The organism is Phaeodactylibacter sp. (assembly GCF_040219495.1).
GTDB lineage: Bacteria > Bacteroidota > Bacteroidia > Chitinophagales > Saprospiraceae > Phaeodactylibacter.
In genome coordinates this window covers 1-15,157 of sequence record NZ_JAVJSK010000031.1, presented here as the reverse complement: position 1 = coordinate 15,157, position 15,157 = coordinate 1, and the positions used below count along the sequence as shown (strand labels likewise).

The window sequence follows — 15,157 nt, the reverse complement described above, 5'->3', positions numbered from 1 at the left end:
ACATAATCCCGGAATGGCTTCGCCGTCGATAAGTCGCAAAGGCTTTTCCCAATAATGCACCTTCACGTTGGACAGACAGAACGTCATTACTTACACAATGTCAAAGTACAGCTTTGATTTGATCTTCACAAAAAATCCCCTGATAAAATTGGGTAATGCACCACAAATCGTTTAGAGCGTGTTTGGAGGCGGTGCTTTAATAGCAAACCTGCCTGCGTGTCGAAGCACTTCGGTCTCCGGTGTCCAAAGCCCACAGGCGACGAGACACAGGCGGGAAAGTGTCCCGTTTCAGGAAGCGGGACAAACTGATTATTAAAGTCCCAACACGCTCATAAAGCTATTCTCCTGCCAGGCGGTATACGGGGTCTTCAATTAAATTCGTTTAGATAGGCAAATGCCGGAGCTCCAAGGCTTCTGTGCAAATCCCCTAACCCACTGCCTAACAACCCACAAGAATTCACTACTTTTGAACCCGGAACTCAAAGCAGACCATGGAACAACAAACCGGATCCAAGCCTAAAGAACAGACGTACCGCAACATCATGCGCTGGATGTGGTATATAGCTGGCGCAGGACTGTCAGGCATTGCCCTGGCTTTCATCCTCCTTTCCTTCACAGAACTGCCCTCTGTGGAACAGCTGGAAAACCCCAAAAGCGAGGAAGCCTCCCAGGTTTTCGGGTCCAATGGAGAGGTAATAGGCCGCTATTATACTGAAAACCGGGTGCCTGTAACGTATGATCAGCTTTCGCCAAATCTGGTCAATGCTCTCATTTCCACGGAAGACGAACGCTACTACGAGCACAGTGGTATTGACTTTGCCGCTTTGGGGCGTATTGCAGTAAAAACCGTACTCCTGGGGCAGCGCAGCTCGGGCGGGGGGTCCACCATCACCCAGCAGCTGGCTAAGCTGCTCTTCACCCAGCAGGTCTCCAAAAATATCTGGGAACGCGGGCTGCAAAAGCTCAAGGAATGGATCATTGCCACCCGCCTGGAGCGGCGGTATACTAAGGAGGAGATCATCGCCATGTACTTCAATAAGTTCAATTTCATTAATGGTGCATACGGTATCAAAGCGGCCTCCGAGATTTACTTCGACAAACAACAGGATGAACTCAATGTCAACGAGGCTGCTATGCTCGTAGGCATGCTGAAAAACCCTTCCCTTTTCGATCCACTCGACCGCCCGGACACCGTCCTTCACCGGCGCATGGTGGTGCTCAACCAAATGAGAAAAAACAACCTCATTGAAGATACCGCTTACGATACGCTCCGCACCCAACCGCTCAACCTGAAATACACCAGCCAAACGCACGTGGACGGCATCGCGCCTTACTTCCGGATGGAGCTCGCCAAAGACATTAAAAACCTGCTGAAGAGCGAAAACATCAAAAAAGCGGACGGCAGCCACTACAATATCTACCGGGACGGGCTTAAGATTTACACCACTATCGACCCGGAGATGCAGCGCATTGCTGAGCGGGTGATGAAACAACACATGGCCAAACAACAGGACCGCTTTTGGGAGACCTGGAGCGTGGTGCGCAAAGACCCCTGGGAATACACCAGCGGATCGGGGAATGAAGTGCCGGTGGAACGCCGCCAGAAAAAACTACAGGACCTCATCCGGGTTTCTGACCGGTACCAAAAAATAAGGTCGAAGTATATTAAGGATATCGTAGCCAAAATCCAGCCGGAAACCGAGCTAATGTTCCATGCGGACGACCGGGAAGTGGAGCGCGTGGTACAGGAAGCCGAGGAAGGTGGGGTAATCGACAACCTGGTCGGGCAAAACCTGATCAGCACCGGGCTTGCTGCGCAGTACCGGCAGATTATGCGCAGCAAGCATTTCAATGAGCTGCGTAAGCAATGGCTGGCTATGCAGGAAGAAGTGGACCGTGCTTTTAGTACCGAAACAGAAATGCGGGTCTTCACTTACGATAATGAGGAGATGCAAAAGGATACGGTGATGACGCCCCTTGATTCCATCAAGTACCATCTTATGCAATTGCAGACTGGTATCCTTGCGGTAGACCCAGTCACCGGGCACATCAAAGTTTGGGTGGGGGGCATCAATTACCGCTACTTCAAAGTAGACCACAACCGTACTTCACGACAGGTGGGCTCCACGTTTAAGCCCTTTGTCTACGCCACGGCCATCGCGCAGCAGGGGTTCTCGCCCTGCTATCAGGTGTATGATCTGCCTCAAACTATTGCCCCGGGCGACGGCAACTTTGGCCTGCTGGAACCCTGGACGCCCCGCAACTCGTCCAACTCCTACAGCGGCCACCTTTTCACGCTTAGGGAAGGGTTGAAGCAATCCAAGAATACCATTTCTGCCCATCTGATGAAACAACTGGGCGATACAGAACCCGTAAGAGGCTTGGTGCACCAAATGGGCATCGACAGCTCCGCCCGCTATTCCAACGGGCGCTACCGGGTGCCCAAGGCGCCTTCCATCTGCCTGGGCGCTACCGACCTGACCAACCTCGAGCTAACCGGCGCCTATACCGCTTTCGCGAATAACGGCTTGTTCACCAAGCCTTACTGCATTATGCGGATCGAAGACAAGGACGGGAAAAAGCTCTACGAAGGAGTCCCGGAAGAAAATGTCGCCATCAATCCTAATGCCAATTATGTGATGGTGGAAATGCTCCGGTATGCGGCTGGCCTTGGCAGAACTTTAGAGGTTGAAGCCGGCGGGAAGACTGGCACCACCAACGACTACGTCGACGGCTGGTTTATGGGCATTACCCCCAACCTCGTTGTGGGCACCTGGGTGGGTGGCGAATACCGCTGGATCCGCTTCCGGTCCATCCACTACGGGCAGGGTGCAGCTATGGCGAAGCCTTTCTTTATCAACTTCATCAAAGAACTGGAGAAAAGCGAGGTGGTCGATTTTGATACCGAAGCCCGCTTCAACCGCCCCACCGGCGATATTGGTATCGAAATGAACTGCGACGAGTACCAGAACAATCAATTCCCACTGGAGGAAGAAAACGAGAACTTTGAGGATGAAGGGTTCTCGGATGATATGTTCGGCAACGAAGAATTCTAAGCCCTCTACTGAAGCCGGCTTAGCAACCATAAACAAAAACCGACAGCGCAATACTGCTATGAGACACCATCTCCCCATTTTACTTATTCTGTCTGCTACGGCATTGCTGTACAATGGCTGTATGCCCCCTTCTGACGAGGTCGACAGCAATATCACCCTTGATGCCCGTTCCCCGGAATTCCAATTGATCACTGACTTCCAGGATAAACAGCAGACGGACAGCCTTTATACTTACTTTTCCGATGAGCGCCCTACCCTGCGGTACCTTGCCGCCCGGGCGTTCGCCTCTATCCGTTTGCCGGAAACCGTCGACAGCCTGGCGCTACTGCTTCAGGACCCTGTCGACCGGGTACGGGCAGTGGCCGCCTATGCGATCGGTCAGACTGGGGCAGCATCCGGTGAGGATTACCTGCTCCGGGCATTTGAGCGCAACGATACCGCCGGGCACTACCGCCTGGCCAACCGGGCAATACTGGAAGCCGTTGGGAAAATCGGGGCGGAGTCTACCCTGGCTGACCTCGCTACTGTTTCCACCTATGAGCCTACCGATACTGCATTACTGGAAGGGCAGGCACTGGGCATTTACCGATATGCACTTCGGAATATGACCAACGATGCAGGTACGAAGCGGATGGTGCAGCTGGCTACCGACAACCGCTATCCGGCCAGCGCCCGGCTCATCGCAGCCAACTACCTCTACCGAGCGGCCAACCTGAAATTTGATTCCACTATGGCTCCCTTGCTGAGTGACGCACTTGGTACCTCTACCGATCCGCGTATCAGAATGGCGCTCGTCGTTGCCCTGGGCAAAACCAAAACAGATCAGGCACTAGACGCCCTGCTACAGCAGTACAAACAAGAGAACGATTACCGGGTCAGAAGCAATCTGCTGCGGGCCTTGGCCAACTTCCCCTACGACAGTGTAAAAACCACCGTCCGTGGAGCCCTGAAAAGCACCAATACCAATGAGGCCCGACGGGCAGCCCAGTTTTTTATCGAGCACGGAATTACCGATGATGCCACACAGTACTGGCAGTGGGCAAAAGACTCCATGCCCTGGCAAGTCCAGATCCCACTTTATCAGGCGGCAAACCGGCACCTGCCTGCCTTTTCTGTCAATTCCAGAGATGGCATCAATGCGGAACTGCGGCGCTGGTATCAGAACAGCAATTCGGTATACGAAAAATCAGCCCTGATCAAAGCCCTGGCAGAATTTAGCTGGAACTACAAGTACCTGTACCGGGAAGGAGCCCCTTCTAATGCACCCGCTATCCGAACCGCTACCATGGAAGCCCTCGCTATGGTCAGCAGCCGGAAAGACTTCAGGTCATTCTTCGGGTTAGGCTACCGCAATGTACGCCGCGAACTACTGGGCATGTACCTCGATGCTATGCAAACGGGAGACCCCGGTATGATCGCAGTCTCAGCTGAAGCACTACGCAACGACAACCTCAACTTTGACGCGCTCATCTCCAATACGTCTATTTTGGAGAAAGCCCTGGAGGAACTGGAACTACCCAAAGAAATAGAGACTTACAATCAACTACAGCAGACCATTGCCTATATCAAGGGAGAGGAGCTGCCGTCGCCAAGGGTCCCGGCATACAATCACCCGATCGACTGGGCGATGCTGAATGACTTGTCGGAAGACCGTTTGGTGACCATCACGACCAATCGGGGGGATATCACCCTGGAAATGATGCCCGAGATTGCACCGGGTACCGTTGCCAACTTTATCGCTCTGGTCCGGCAGGGTTTTTACCAGGAGAAGGCCATCCACCGGGCCGTACCTAACTTTGTTATTCAGGGGGGCTGTCCCCGTGGCGACGGCTACGGCAGCCTGGACTACACCATCCGCTCCGAACTGCCCCCGGTCTACTACGATCAGGCCGGGTATGTGGGCATGGCTTCTGCCGGCAATCATACCGAATGTACGCAGTTTTTTATCACCCATAGCCCTACCCCGCACCTCGACGGAGAATATACTATATTTGCGCGCGTCACTGAAGGGCTGGAGATCGTTCACCAAACCCAGGTCGGTGACCGCATCAAAAACATCCAACTCTAAGCAGCAAAACCTAACCATGAAAACCACACCACTAACGGCAGTACACGAAGCGCTCGGCGCAAAGATGGCTGCTTTCGCTGGCTACAATATGCCCATCTCCTACACCGGTTTGAAAGAGGAGCACCATCAGGTACGCAATAGTATAGGCGTATTCGATGTCTCGCACATGGGCGAGTTCATTATTCGGGGCAGGGAAGCACTCGACCTTATCCAGAAGGTGACCACCAACGATGCTTCCAAGCTCAAGATCGGTGACGCCCAGTACACCTGCCTGCCCAACGATGTAGGCGGCATCGTAGACGATTGTATCGTTTACCGGCTCACAGAAGAAATGTGCTCAGCTGGCGAAATGGCCTTCATGATGGTCGTCAATGCTTCCAATATCGAAAAGGACTGGGCCTGGATCACACAAGCGAACACCTTCGATACGCAACTGATCAACATCTCCGGCCAAACCGCACTGCTGGCCGTACAGGGCCCCAAAGCGATTGAGGCCATGCAGCCCCTTACGGATACGGACCTCAGCGCCCTTAAGTTTTACACTTTTACCAAAGATACCTTCGCGGGTATTGAGAATGTCCTGATTTCGGCTACCGGCTACACCGGCTCAGGCGGGTTCGAACTCTATGTGAATGCTGACCGTGCCGTGGAGCTATGGAATACAGTGATGGAAACCGGCAAGCCTTTTGGCATCAAGCCGATTGGGCTGGGCGCACGGGATACCCTGCGGCTGGAAATGGGCTACTGCCTGTACGGCAATGACATCGATGATACGACCTCCCCTATCGAGGCCGGGCTGGGTTGGATTACCAAAACTAAAAAGGGCGAGTTTATCAGCCGGAGCACTTTCGTGAAACAGCGGGAAGAAGGCGTCAGCCGCCGGCTCGTTGGCTTTGAACTGCAGGCAGAACGCCGGGTGCCTCGCCACGGCTATCCTATTATGGATGCAAATGGGGCAACCATCGGACAGGTCACTTCCGGTACCCTTTCGCCCTCTCTCGGTTATCCGATTGGAATGGGCTACGTTGAGGAGGCATACAAGGCGCCGGGTACTCAGATTTTCGTACAGGCCGGCCGCAAAAACCTTACGGCAACTGTGGTTCGCCCTCCATTTTATAAGGCATCTGCGGGAAAATAATCCACGGTTTGACAACAAATCGCCCCAATTTTCATTTATCTACCCGAACAGAAGGTCTTGGTCATCAACTTCAGATCTTTCTTTATTAGACTTTGTACCCAACGAAATCAGGTTTTCATGACACTGGAAGAAGGAAAAGACAAATTCATCCAATCCTGGGGAGCATTAGGCTCCAGCTGGGGAATCAACCGGACCATGGCTCAAATCCATGCGTTGCTGCTGATTTCTCCGGACGCAATGAGCGCCGAGGAAATCATGGATGAGTTGAAGATTTCCCGGGGCAATGCCAATATGAACATCCGGGCACTGATCGATTGGGGCCTGGCTTACAAGGAGTTGAAAACCGGTGAGCGCCGGGAATATTTCGTGGCAGAAAAGGATATGTGGGAAGTAGTAAAGTGCATCATCACTCAGCGCAAGAAACGGGAACTAGAGCCCATGCTGCGGGTGCTCGATGAAATCTCCAGCATTGATGAAGTCGATGAAGAATCCCGGGAGTTTGCGGAAGTGATCAAAGAGATCAAGCTGTTTTCCAGCAAAGCCGATTCTACTTTGGACAGCCTGGTTAAAGCCGATTCCAACTGGTTTGTGGGTACTTTTATGAAAATGATTAAGTAAGGTCGCGTTGGGGTTTTATACTTCGGTATGTTCTTGCCAAATTTCGTCCTGCTCTTCGTTGCTCTTTGGTCACGTAGCTAAAATTCCGGTTTTCGTGCCCCTGCCTACCGGGCACATCAGTTGTACAGGCAGATCGTCTAACCCAAAAAACTGCTAGTTCCTGACTCGAAGACCAAAGTCCCAACACGCTCTAAATGGGCAAGTTATTATTGCGCGATCCCTTACTCTTCCTCGCCCATGTGCCCATCCTCATGCAGTCGATTGAACAATTGGTTGAGGCGGAACATTTCGTCCAGGGTATCATCCAGATAAAAGGCAATATCAGGAACGCGCCGCATGTGCTTCCTGACCCGGTAAGCCAGTGCCTGCTTAAGCCGGGTTATCTCATGCTCCATCTTCAGGATAACCGATTGCTTGTCTTCGGTATTGTAGACACTCAGGTAGATTTTGGCCTGGCTGAAGTCCGGGCTCACTATTACTTTAGTAACAGTTACCAGTGGTTCTATACCATAAACGTAACTGCCTTCATGCTGTAATACTTCGCTGAAATGCCGTTTGATCACCTCGGCCACCTGTAGGTTGCGCTTCGTCGCCATATGTCGTTTAATCTTCTGTATTTCTAACGCAGGAATTACCGCCCGCGCTTGTTCTCGTCGCTTATTTACGCTCTTTGGGGCCGCAAAGATAGGTTTATTGACCGTGCTTGTCAACTCCATTCGTTTGCGGTACGCCTTAATATGTGCGACATACAACAAAACAGCTCCCGCAGAGTTCCATGACTATTTGCGAAAAACCAGTAAAAGTTACTATTTTTGACAGCTGCGCATATGAATATCCTCAAAACAGACATATCCTACCTCAAGGGCGTTGGCCCGAAGCGCGCCGAACTCCTCAATAAAGAGTTGGGCATCTTCACCTGTGGGGATTTGCTGCAGCAATACCCGCACCGCTACATCGACAAAACGCAGTTCCACAAAATCAATACCCTCCACCCGGATAGTGGGGAGGTGCAGTTGCGTGGTATTTTAAGGCGGTTGTTGCCGGTTGGTGAAGGGCGGAAAAAGCGGCTCTCCGGGCGTTTCCGGGATGATACCGGTGCCATCGACCTCGTGTGGTTCTCCGGGGTCAGCTATTTGCAGAACCAACTGGAAGTGGGCAAAGAGTACGTCATCTACGGGCGCGTCAATGCTTTTCGGGATCAACTGAGTATGCCTCATCCGGAGATGGAGCTGGCCAACCCGGAACAAATCAAAAAAGCGGCCAGCTTTGCCCCGGTCTACCCCAGCACAGAAAAACTCAACACCAAAGGCCTCGATGCCCGCAATCGCCGGCGTATCATGGCTGCACTTTTTGACAAGCTAACCCCGGAAGACCTGCCGGAAAACCTGCCGCCCTACATCGTGCAAAAATTCCGGTTCCCGTCGCGCTATGAGGCGATCCGCGGCATTCATTTCCCAACGTCTGAAGAACAACTGCAACAGGTGCGCAACCGCCTGAAGTTTGAGGAGCTCTTCTTCCTGCAGTTGCGCTTGCTGCAAATCCGGCGGCGGCGCGATGCCATTAAGGGGTTCAACTTTGAGCAGGTAGGCGAGCAGTTTATGCATTTCTATAACCACAAACTCCCCTTTGAACTGACGGGGGCACAAAAGCGCGTCCTGAAGGAAATCCGCCGCGACCTCGGCAAAGGCATCCAAATGAACCGCCTGCTGCAGGGCGATGTGGGCAGTGGTAAGACCATCGTTGGCCTCATGACCATGCTCCTGGCTATCGACAATGGCTTTCAGGCCTGCCTGATGGCACCTACTGAAATCCTGGCCCAACAGCACTACAATTCCATCAGCGAGTACCTCGAAGGCATGGACCTGCAGGTAGGCTTCCTCTCGGGCAGCGTGAAGGGTAAAAAACGCAAGGTACTCCTGGAAGCCCTGAAAAATGGGGAAATCGACATCCTCATTGGCACCCACGCCTTGCTCGAACCACCTGTCGTCTTTAAAAACATGGGGCTGGCCATCACCGATGAACAACACCGGTTTGGTGTAGCGCAGCGGGCTAAGCTCTGGAAAAAAAGCAACCCCTATCCCCCACACGTACTCGTCATGACCGCCACGCCCATCCCGCGTACTCTGGCCATGACCCTTTACGGCGACCTTGATGTCTCGGTGATTGATGAGCTACCACCCGGTCGCAAAGCCATTCAAACCCTGCATAAAACCGAGAACAACCGGCTGCGGATCATCGGTTTCATGCGGGAAGAGATCAAAAAAGGGCGGCAGGTCTATGTGGTCTTCCCTCTCATTGAGGAATCCGAAACCCTGGATTTGCAGAACCTGCAGGATGGGTATGAAGCCCTGCGGCGGGAGTTCCCACCCCCTGAACACCAAATCAGCGTGGTGCATGGCCGGATGAAACCTGCTGATAAAGACTTCGAAATGCAGCGCTTTGTGGAGGGCAAAACACAGATTATGGTCGCGACTACCGTGATTGAAGTAGGGGTCAACGTCCCCAACGCCTCTGTCATGGTGATCGAGAATACCGAGCGCTTCGGGCTGTCACAGCTCCATCAGCTGAGGGGGCGCGTGGGCCGGGGTGCCGAGCAGTCTTTCTGTATTCTGATGTCCAGCTTCAAGCTCAGCAAGGAAAGCAAAGAACGCATCCAAACGATGGTGCGCACCAATAATGGTTTTGATATTGCGGAAGCGGACCTCCGCCTGCGGGGCCCGGGCAATATCGAGGGTACACAGCAAAGTGGGATTCTCAACTTCCGCATTGCCGACCTGGCTAAGGACGGGCGCATTCTACAGACGGCCAGGGAAGTCGCCGCCCGCATCCTGGATGATGACCCTAAGTTTGAGCGCCCGGAGCACCACCCTATCGTATGGTACCTGGATAAGCATGGGAAGAAGCTAAGGGGCTGGAGCAGGATAAGTTAAATATCATACATATGAAAATACAATATGATTTAAGGGGCTACCTAAAACCTTACGATAAAATACCTATCAAGCTAGAGAAAATAGAAGAGTACTTCGTCCGCCCTTTCCCTTCAAGCTCGACACGAATGCTACTTTTAGAACAGTTCATGGCTTTTGCAGACAAGCTAAACAGGGCAATTGATAGACCTTTAGTAATATGGATTGATGGTAGTTTCGTAACGTTGAAGCAAAATCCAAATGATATTGATTTGGTAGTTTTCATTGAAAACGAGGTGATTAAATCGAAGTACAAGACGATCAGGGAACATTTTTTTGATAAAAAGAATTTGAAAGAAAGAGGACTTGACGTATATTATGTCAGGGTATTTCAAAAAGAACATAAGGACCACAGCAAATACCTGTCAGACTATTTGTATTGGTATAGTTGGTTCACAAAAACCAGAAAAACCAAACAATACAAAAGATATCCTAAAGGGTTCCTCGAACTAAACATTTCAAGTTAGGCCTATGAATTATAAAAACGAGCCAATCGTCGCAGAAGATAAAATAGCCGAAGTAGTAAATCTTCTTGAGCAGATCAATAAAGTGAATAAAATGCTTGACCTGCACCAGGATGATGAAGACGAATTCATGATATCAGAGTACCAGTATCAAAAAAAAGAGCTAATGCGCCAACTCAAAGAATCATTTTTAGCTTTTAATATCACCTCTTCAGATCTTGCCCGCATGGTAGATTAAGCCTTAATTCTCTATGATGCCCTGAGCTAAGAATCACCATTCATTCCAGATATAAATCCTACAAGGCTGATCGCACTATAGGCTCCTCAATAATTTTCCCACAGACTTCTCATTTGATCAAAGAGGCGGACGAGCAGCCGCCGGTCTTCCGTAATGATATTGGCACGGGCCGAGAGCTCCTGTGAAAAGGGCAATTCCTGACCGTAGGTCGTCTGCATGCCTGCTGTAAGCGCGAGCTCAATATAGTAAGCCTGCTGCTCCGGGATGGGCCCTATGTGGCGGACTTCAGCCCTGATCGCGCCGTATTGCTGCTCCGGATAAGCATCCAGAAATAAACGAGCCTGCATCCCTGTATCCACCCGGCCGGCATTCTGAGCGGGTAAATAGCCCCGAGCCAGGAACACATTGTGCTCTCCTGACTCCGGAAGCACCGTCATAACCAATTGCCCTTCTTCCAAATACTGCCCTGCGGTAAGCGGCTGATGAAAGGCGACCCGACCTGCCATTTCGGCCCGGAGCAAATGATTCTGCTGCCAGGTTTCCACCGCGGCTTTCAGATTGGCTTTGCTTTCCTCGAAGGTCAGTTTCAGATCTTGCGCGCTGTTTTGCTGCTCCTGCTGCAGGGTGATGAGCAGGGCGTTGTTCCGTTCTGCCTCCAGGGCATTGCGCAGGCGCTCGGCTTCTACTTCGCGTATCTCCCGTTCCAGTCGGAGCACCGCCAACTGCGCTTGTTCCTTATCGAGCTGACTGACATTCCCGGAAGCAGCAAGGGCTTCATTGCGTTTGTAGTTGGCCTGCGCCAGTTCCCGCTCTGCCTGCAGGACTTCCAGCTTTTGGGCCTGTGCTGCCGAAAGCGCCACCAGCTGCTCCTGTTGATTCCGCAGAGAGCGAATCCGTTTCGCCCAGTCTGACCGGCGTAGGAAAAACTGATAGGCCTCCCGGTTGCGCAGCAGCTGCGCCGCCGGAGCCTGCAATGTACCAAGACGGAGATCGGGGACAGAGGCTTCGGGGGTATCGTTTGCCAGCCATTGCTGAAGGGCTTGGACCTCCTCCCATACTGCGGGATTCTCCAGCACAGCCAGCGTTTGTCCAGGCCCGACCTTTTCACCGTCTTTCACCAGCAGCCGCTGTAATTTCCCGCCACGGGGCGCCACTATGCGGATGGCAGGCTGTGGCGTAGTCAACATGACCTGAGCAGTCACGGTATCCGGATAGCGAATCAGCCAAGCCCCCGTCAACAGCAGGACTACCGCTGCAAATACCGCCGAAATCCCCCATCGCAAAGCCCAGCCCGGAGGTGCGCCCAGCATTTCCTGAACGGCTGCCCGTCCGCCATTGGCATCCGGTTGTGCGTGGTTTGAAGGTGAGGTCCCTGGCATTATTGTCCGAGTTCTAGTTGATTCTTTACCAATTGGTAGTAGGCACCTTTGCGGGCGACTAATTCCCCATGTGTGCCCTGTTCTGCAATTTTTCCCTGGTCCAGTACCACAATTTGGTCAGCCTGGCTTACTGTACTCAGGCGGTGGGCTACCACTACAACGGTCCGGCCCTCGAAAAAGCGGTGCAGGTTATTGACTATTTCTCGTTCATTATTGGCATCAAGGGCGTTGGTGGCCTCGTCAAAGAACAGAAAATCAGGGGTTTTGTAGATGGCGCGGGCAATGAGCAACCGCTGCCGCTGCCCCTGACTGATGCCGTTGCCCATAGCGCCGATCCTGGTATTGTACCGTAGCGGCAGGCCATCAATAAATGGCTTCAAATTGGCCAATTCCACCGCTTTCAGGAGGCGTTCCGGGTCTACGGCGGGGCTGCTTTCCGCAATATTATTGGCGATGGTATCCGAAAAGATAAATCCATCCTGAAGCACCGCTCCGCAAACCGCCCGCCACCGGGATTTACGCAATCCGCTTAGCGGCTGACCTCCGACACGGATTTGCCCCTGCTCCGGCTCGTAGAAGCCCAGTAACAATTTGACTAATGTCGTTTTACCACTTCCGCTCACCCCAACGATAGCCGTGACTTTGCCCTCCGGAATATCCAGGTTGATGTCATCGAGCACCCATTCGGCAAGCGGATTATACCGAAAACGCAGGCTCCGAATCTGAATATCCCGGCGCTCCGGCAGATCATCCCAAACCGGCGCACCATCTGTAAGCGATTCCTCGGGTGTTTCCGTCTGCACTTCCAACAGGCGGTCCAGGCTCAAACGGGCATCCTGCCAGCGCCGCAGAAAGTCCGCCAGCCGGCTAAGTGGCAAGTTCACCTGTCCAAGAATAAATTGGACGGCGAGTAGCATACCCAGTGTCATTTGCCCTTCGATGACCAGTTTTGCAGCCAAAATTGTAATGAGGATATCTTTGATTTGGGATATGGCTGAAGCGCCGGCATCCTGCGTTTGCTCCACATCCAGCGACCTCAAGTTGGCCCGGAACAGGCGGGTTTGGATGTTCATCCACTGCCAGCGCCGCTTGGAGCCGCTGTTCTGCAGCTTGATCTCAGGCATCCCCTGAATCAGCTCAATGAGCGCGCTCTGATTATCCGATAACTGCCGGAAGCGGGCGTGGTCAATCGCCTGCCGCTTTTTCAAATAAATGAGGATCCAGCCCAGATAGAGCAGGCTGCCGATCAAAAAGATGAGGAAGATCGATACATTGTAAACCAACAGGACCCCACCAAAGATAAGCAGGCTGAAAGCAGAGAATAAGAAACTCAGGGCTGAGGTGGTCAGGAATTGCTCAATACGCCGGTGGTCGCCGATACGCTGCAATAAATCGCCGGTCATTTTGGTATCAAAGTAGGCAATGGGCAGGCGCATGAGCTGCTGCAGGAAATCAGCAATTAGGGAGACATTAATGCGGGTACCGAGGTGGAGCAGTATCCGGTTTTGGATGATATTCACGGTCAGACGGCCTGCGAAGAGCAGCAATTGACCAATCAAAATCAGATTGATAAAGGAAAGGTCAGCATTGCGGATACCGATATCAACGATCGCCTGGGTCAGAAAGGGGAATAGCAGCTGGAATAGGCTGCCCAGGATAAGCCCGAAGACCAGCTGTACAAAGTACGGTCGGTAGGGGCGCAGGTACTGCAGGAGGTAATTCAGGGGCGCAGACTGTGCGGAGGGCATGCCTTCCTCTTCGTAAAAAGCAGGCTGTGGCTCCAGGAGCAAAGCCAGCCCCTCGTCATCATCACTGGCCCAGTGGCGGTTGAATGCAGCACGTGTGATTTTCCGTTTTCCGGCTGCCGGGTCGGCAATCCATACATGCTGCTTAGATGTTTTGTAGACGACCACGAAGTGCCGTTGCTCCCAATGTGCGATTAGGGGTAATGGGGCCTGATCAATGCCCAGGCGTTCCTCGGTACTTTCCAGTGGCAATTTTACTGGCAGGGGCCGCATACCAATGGACTCCGCGGCTTCCACCAGGCCCGCCATGGAAACGCCCTCGCGGTCTACATATGCCCGTGCCCGCAGTTCCGGTAAAGCATAGCGCTGACCGTAGTACCGCGCAATCATGCGCAGGCAGGCGGGCCCACAGTCCATGGCATCGTGCTGTGGGTAGTGCGGAAAGCGGTCAAGCATAAGAATGAAGCATTGCTGGAATGCCTAAGGTACGGATTTGGGGTAAATTATAAAGGCCTAAGGGAATCTTGTGTGTATAACAAATTGCACAAAACAGAAAGTGACCACCTGCTATCAATACCAGGAGTTGGAACACGCTGCATTTAAGCGCGGTAGCTGCTGGGGTAGACTTCCCGCTCTGCTCCAGCTTATCCACGAATGCTGCCAGGCTATTCAAGTAGTGCAATTTGTTATGCACACGGGAATCTTCCAAAGAAACAGGACTGCCGTTTTCACTCCAAAAGATTGATCCTGCATGTTCAGTCCAATTTATTTAATCCGGTTATAAGTTAAAATCTGGAGCCCATCACTAAATACTTTCTGTTCTTGAAGGTTCCATTTTACCGAGGCTTTGGAATCTCCAAAAAGCGGAATTCCTCCCCCTAATACAACAGGGTTTAGCTTTAGCTTTAACTGATCAATCAAGCCATTTTCCAGTAGCCAGCCGGCAAATACACCTCCTCCACACAAGTAAATATCTGTTTCCGCCTTATCCCTGATCGCCTTCACCCGGTCAATTGACCTGGTCTCAAGGTGAACAGTTTCTGCGAGATTTTCAATCTCAAGGGTGTCAGAAAAAATATAGTGTTCCATATGCGGATAAGCGGGCTGACCTGGCTGCAGCCCGTACTGGAAACCAAACTCATAAGTCCTGCGCCCCATAATGACCGTTCGAAACTTCAGGAGGTCTGTTTGATACTGCTCCACACCTGCCCCCTGTAAGGCAAAGGCGCTGATATCATCTTCCGGTCCTGCGATAAATCCATCCAGGGAAGAGGCGACATAATAGACGATCTTTTGCATATAGTAGAGTTTATTAACGCAAATTTTGTATGTCTCTGAATGGTCTTTTTCACCAGCTCTGCATCTCGTCCTCACCTTCGTAGCTTAGGCTACGAGGTTCCGGGCGTTCTTTGATCTGGCAAAAAATACTCATCCATACCCTGTACAAAACTTACCTTAATAAACTCTAGTCTTTTTAGTAAAAAA

At 52.1% G+C, this 15,157-nt stretch carries 11 protein-coding genes; 7 read left to right on the top strand and 4 right to left on the bottom strand.

The window, feature by feature from the left end:
- Positions 1–491 precede the first annotated feature (491 nt).
- The 4 genes from RIC19_RS04705 (at position 492) to RIC19_RS04690 (ending at position 6,880) form a co-directional block, all read left to right on the top strand.
- Positions 492–3,056 (top strand): transglycosylase domain-containing protein, encoded by a 2,565-nt coding sequence (locus tag RIC19_RS04705; protein ID WP_350177138.1) that lies wholly within the window; start codon positions 492–494, stop codon positions 3,054–3,056.
- Positions 3,057–3,114: 58 nt separating this feature from the next.
- The gene (locus tag RIC19_RS04700) at positions 3,115–5,124 is read left to right on the top strand and encodes a peptidylprolyl isomerase (RefSeq protein WP_350177137.1); all 2,010 of its coding nucleotides are present in this window, start codon (positions 3,115–3,117) and stop codon (positions 5,122–5,124) included.
- Positions 5,125–5,140: 16 nt separating this feature from the next.
- Positions 5,141–6,262 (top strand): glycine cleavage system aminomethyltransferase GcvT, encoded by a 1,122-nt coding sequence (gene gcvT / locus RIC19_RS04695; RefSeq protein WP_350177136.1) that lies wholly within the window; start codon positions 5,141–5,143, stop codon positions 6,260–6,262.
- A gap of 117 nt (positions 6,263–6,379) precedes the next feature.
- Positions 6,380–6,880, top strand: coding sequence for a GbsR/MarR family transcriptional regulator (locus tag RIC19_RS04690; RefSeq protein WP_350177135.1), 501 nt, complete (start codon positions 6,380–6,382; stop codon positions 6,878–6,880).
- Between the two features lie 221 nt (positions 6,881–7,101).
- On the opposite strand, the gene rbfA is transcribed toward RIC19_RS04690, so the two are convergent.
- Positions 7,102–7,476 carry a 30S ribosome-binding factor RbfA gene (gene rbfA, locus RIC19_RS04685; protein ID WP_350177134.1) on the bottom strand — a complete coding sequence of 125 codons (375 nt, stop codon included), beginning with the start codon at positions 7,474–7,476 and terminating at the stop codon, positions 7,102–7,104.
- A gap of 231 nt (positions 7,477–7,707) precedes the next feature.
- Here rbfA and recG point away from each other — a divergent pair, with 231 nt between their 5' ends.
- The 3 genes from recG to RIC19_RS04670 are packed head-to-tail and all read left to right on the top strand — an operon-like array spanning position 7,708 to position 10,548.
- On the top strand, positions 7,708–9,810 hold the full coding sequence (gene recG / locus RIC19_RS04680) for an ATP-dependent DNA helicase RecG (RefSeq protein WP_350177133.1): 2,103 nt from the start codon (positions 7,708–7,710) through the stop codon (positions 9,808–9,810).
- Positions 9,811–9,821: 11 nt separating this feature from the next.
- On the top strand, positions 9,822–10,313 hold the full coding sequence (locus RIC19_RS04675) for a DUF6932 family protein (RefSeq protein WP_350177132.1): 492 nt from the start codon (positions 9,822–9,824) through the stop codon (positions 10,311–10,313).
- 4 nt (positions 10,314–10,317) lie between these two features.
- Positions 10,318–10,548: a hypothetical protein gene (locus RIC19_RS04670; RefSeq protein WP_350177131.1), complete on the top strand. Its 231-nt coding sequence runs from the start codon at positions 10,318–10,320 to the stop codon at positions 10,546–10,548.
- 86 nt (positions 10,549–10,634) lie between these two features.
- Here the strand turns inward: RIC19_RS04670 and RIC19_RS04665 are convergent, their stop codons facing one another.
- From RIC19_RS04665 to RIC19_RS04655, 3 genes are all read right to left on the bottom strand, one after another.
- Positions 10,635–11,927, bottom strand: a complete 1,293-nt coding sequence (locus tag RIC19_RS04665; RefSeq protein ID WP_350177130.1) for an HlyD family secretion protein — start codon at positions 11,925–11,927, stop codon at positions 10,635–10,637.
- Positions 11,927–14,128, bottom strand: coding sequence for a peptidase domain-containing ABC transporter (locus RIC19_RS04660; RefSeq protein ID WP_350177129.1), 2,202 nt, complete (start codon positions 14,126–14,128; stop codon positions 11,927–11,929). The genes RIC19_RS04665 and RIC19_RS04660 overlap by 1 nt, the downstream gene beginning before the upstream one ends.
- 309 nt (positions 14,129–14,437) lie before the next feature.
- The gene (locus RIC19_RS04655; protein WP_350177128.1) at positions 14,438–14,971 is read right to left on the bottom strand and encodes a dihydrofolate reductase family protein; all 534 of its coding nucleotides are present in this window, start codon (positions 14,969–14,971) and stop codon (positions 14,438–14,440) included.
- Between the last annotated feature and the right edge of the window lie 186 nt (positions 14,972–15,157).

Bases quoted from the DNA above. Each gene is read 5' to 3' on its own strand.
- RIC19_RS04675 (WP_350177132.1), top strand. From the start codon at position 9,822: ATGAAAATACAATATGATTTAAGGGGCTACCTAAAACCTTACGATAAA.
- RIC19_RS04665 (WP_350177130.1), bottom strand. From the start codon at position 11,927: ATGCCAGGGACCTCACCTTCAAACCACGCACAACCGGATGCCAATGGC.
- RIC19_RS04660 (WP_350177129.1), bottom strand. From the start codon at position 14,128: ATGCTTGACCGCTTTCCGCACTACCCACAGCACGATGCCATGGACTGT.
- RIC19_RS04670 (WP_350177131.1), top strand. From the start codon at position 10,318: ATGAATTATAAAAACGAGCCAATCGTCGCAGAAGATAAAATAGCCGAA.
- RIC19_RS04655 (WP_350177128.1), bottom strand. From the start codon at position 14,971: ATGCAAAAGATCGTCTATTATGTCGCCTCTTCCCTGGATGGATTTATC.
- RIC19_RS04700 (WP_350177137.1), top strand. From the start codon at position 3,115: ATGAGACACCATCTCCCCATTTTACTTATTCTGTCTGCTACGGCATTG.
- rbfA (WP_350177134.1), bottom strand. From the start codon at position 7,476: ATGGCGACGAAGCGCAACCTACAGGTGGCCGAGGTGATCAAACGGCAT.
- RIC19_RS04690 (WP_350177135.1), top strand. From the start codon at position 6,380: ATGACACTGGAAGAAGGAAAAGACAAATTCATCCAATCCTGGGGAGCA.
- RIC19_RS04705 (WP_350177138.1), top strand. From the start codon at position 492: ATGGAACAACAAACCGGATCCAAGCCTAAAGAACAGACGTACCGCAAC.
- recG (WP_350177133.1), top strand. From the start codon at position 7,708: ATGAATATCCTCAAAACAGACATATCCTACCTCAAGGGCGTTGGCCCG.
- gcvT (WP_350177136.1), top strand. From the start codon at position 5,141: ATGAAAACCACACCACTAACGGCAGTACACGAAGCGCTCGGCGCAAAG.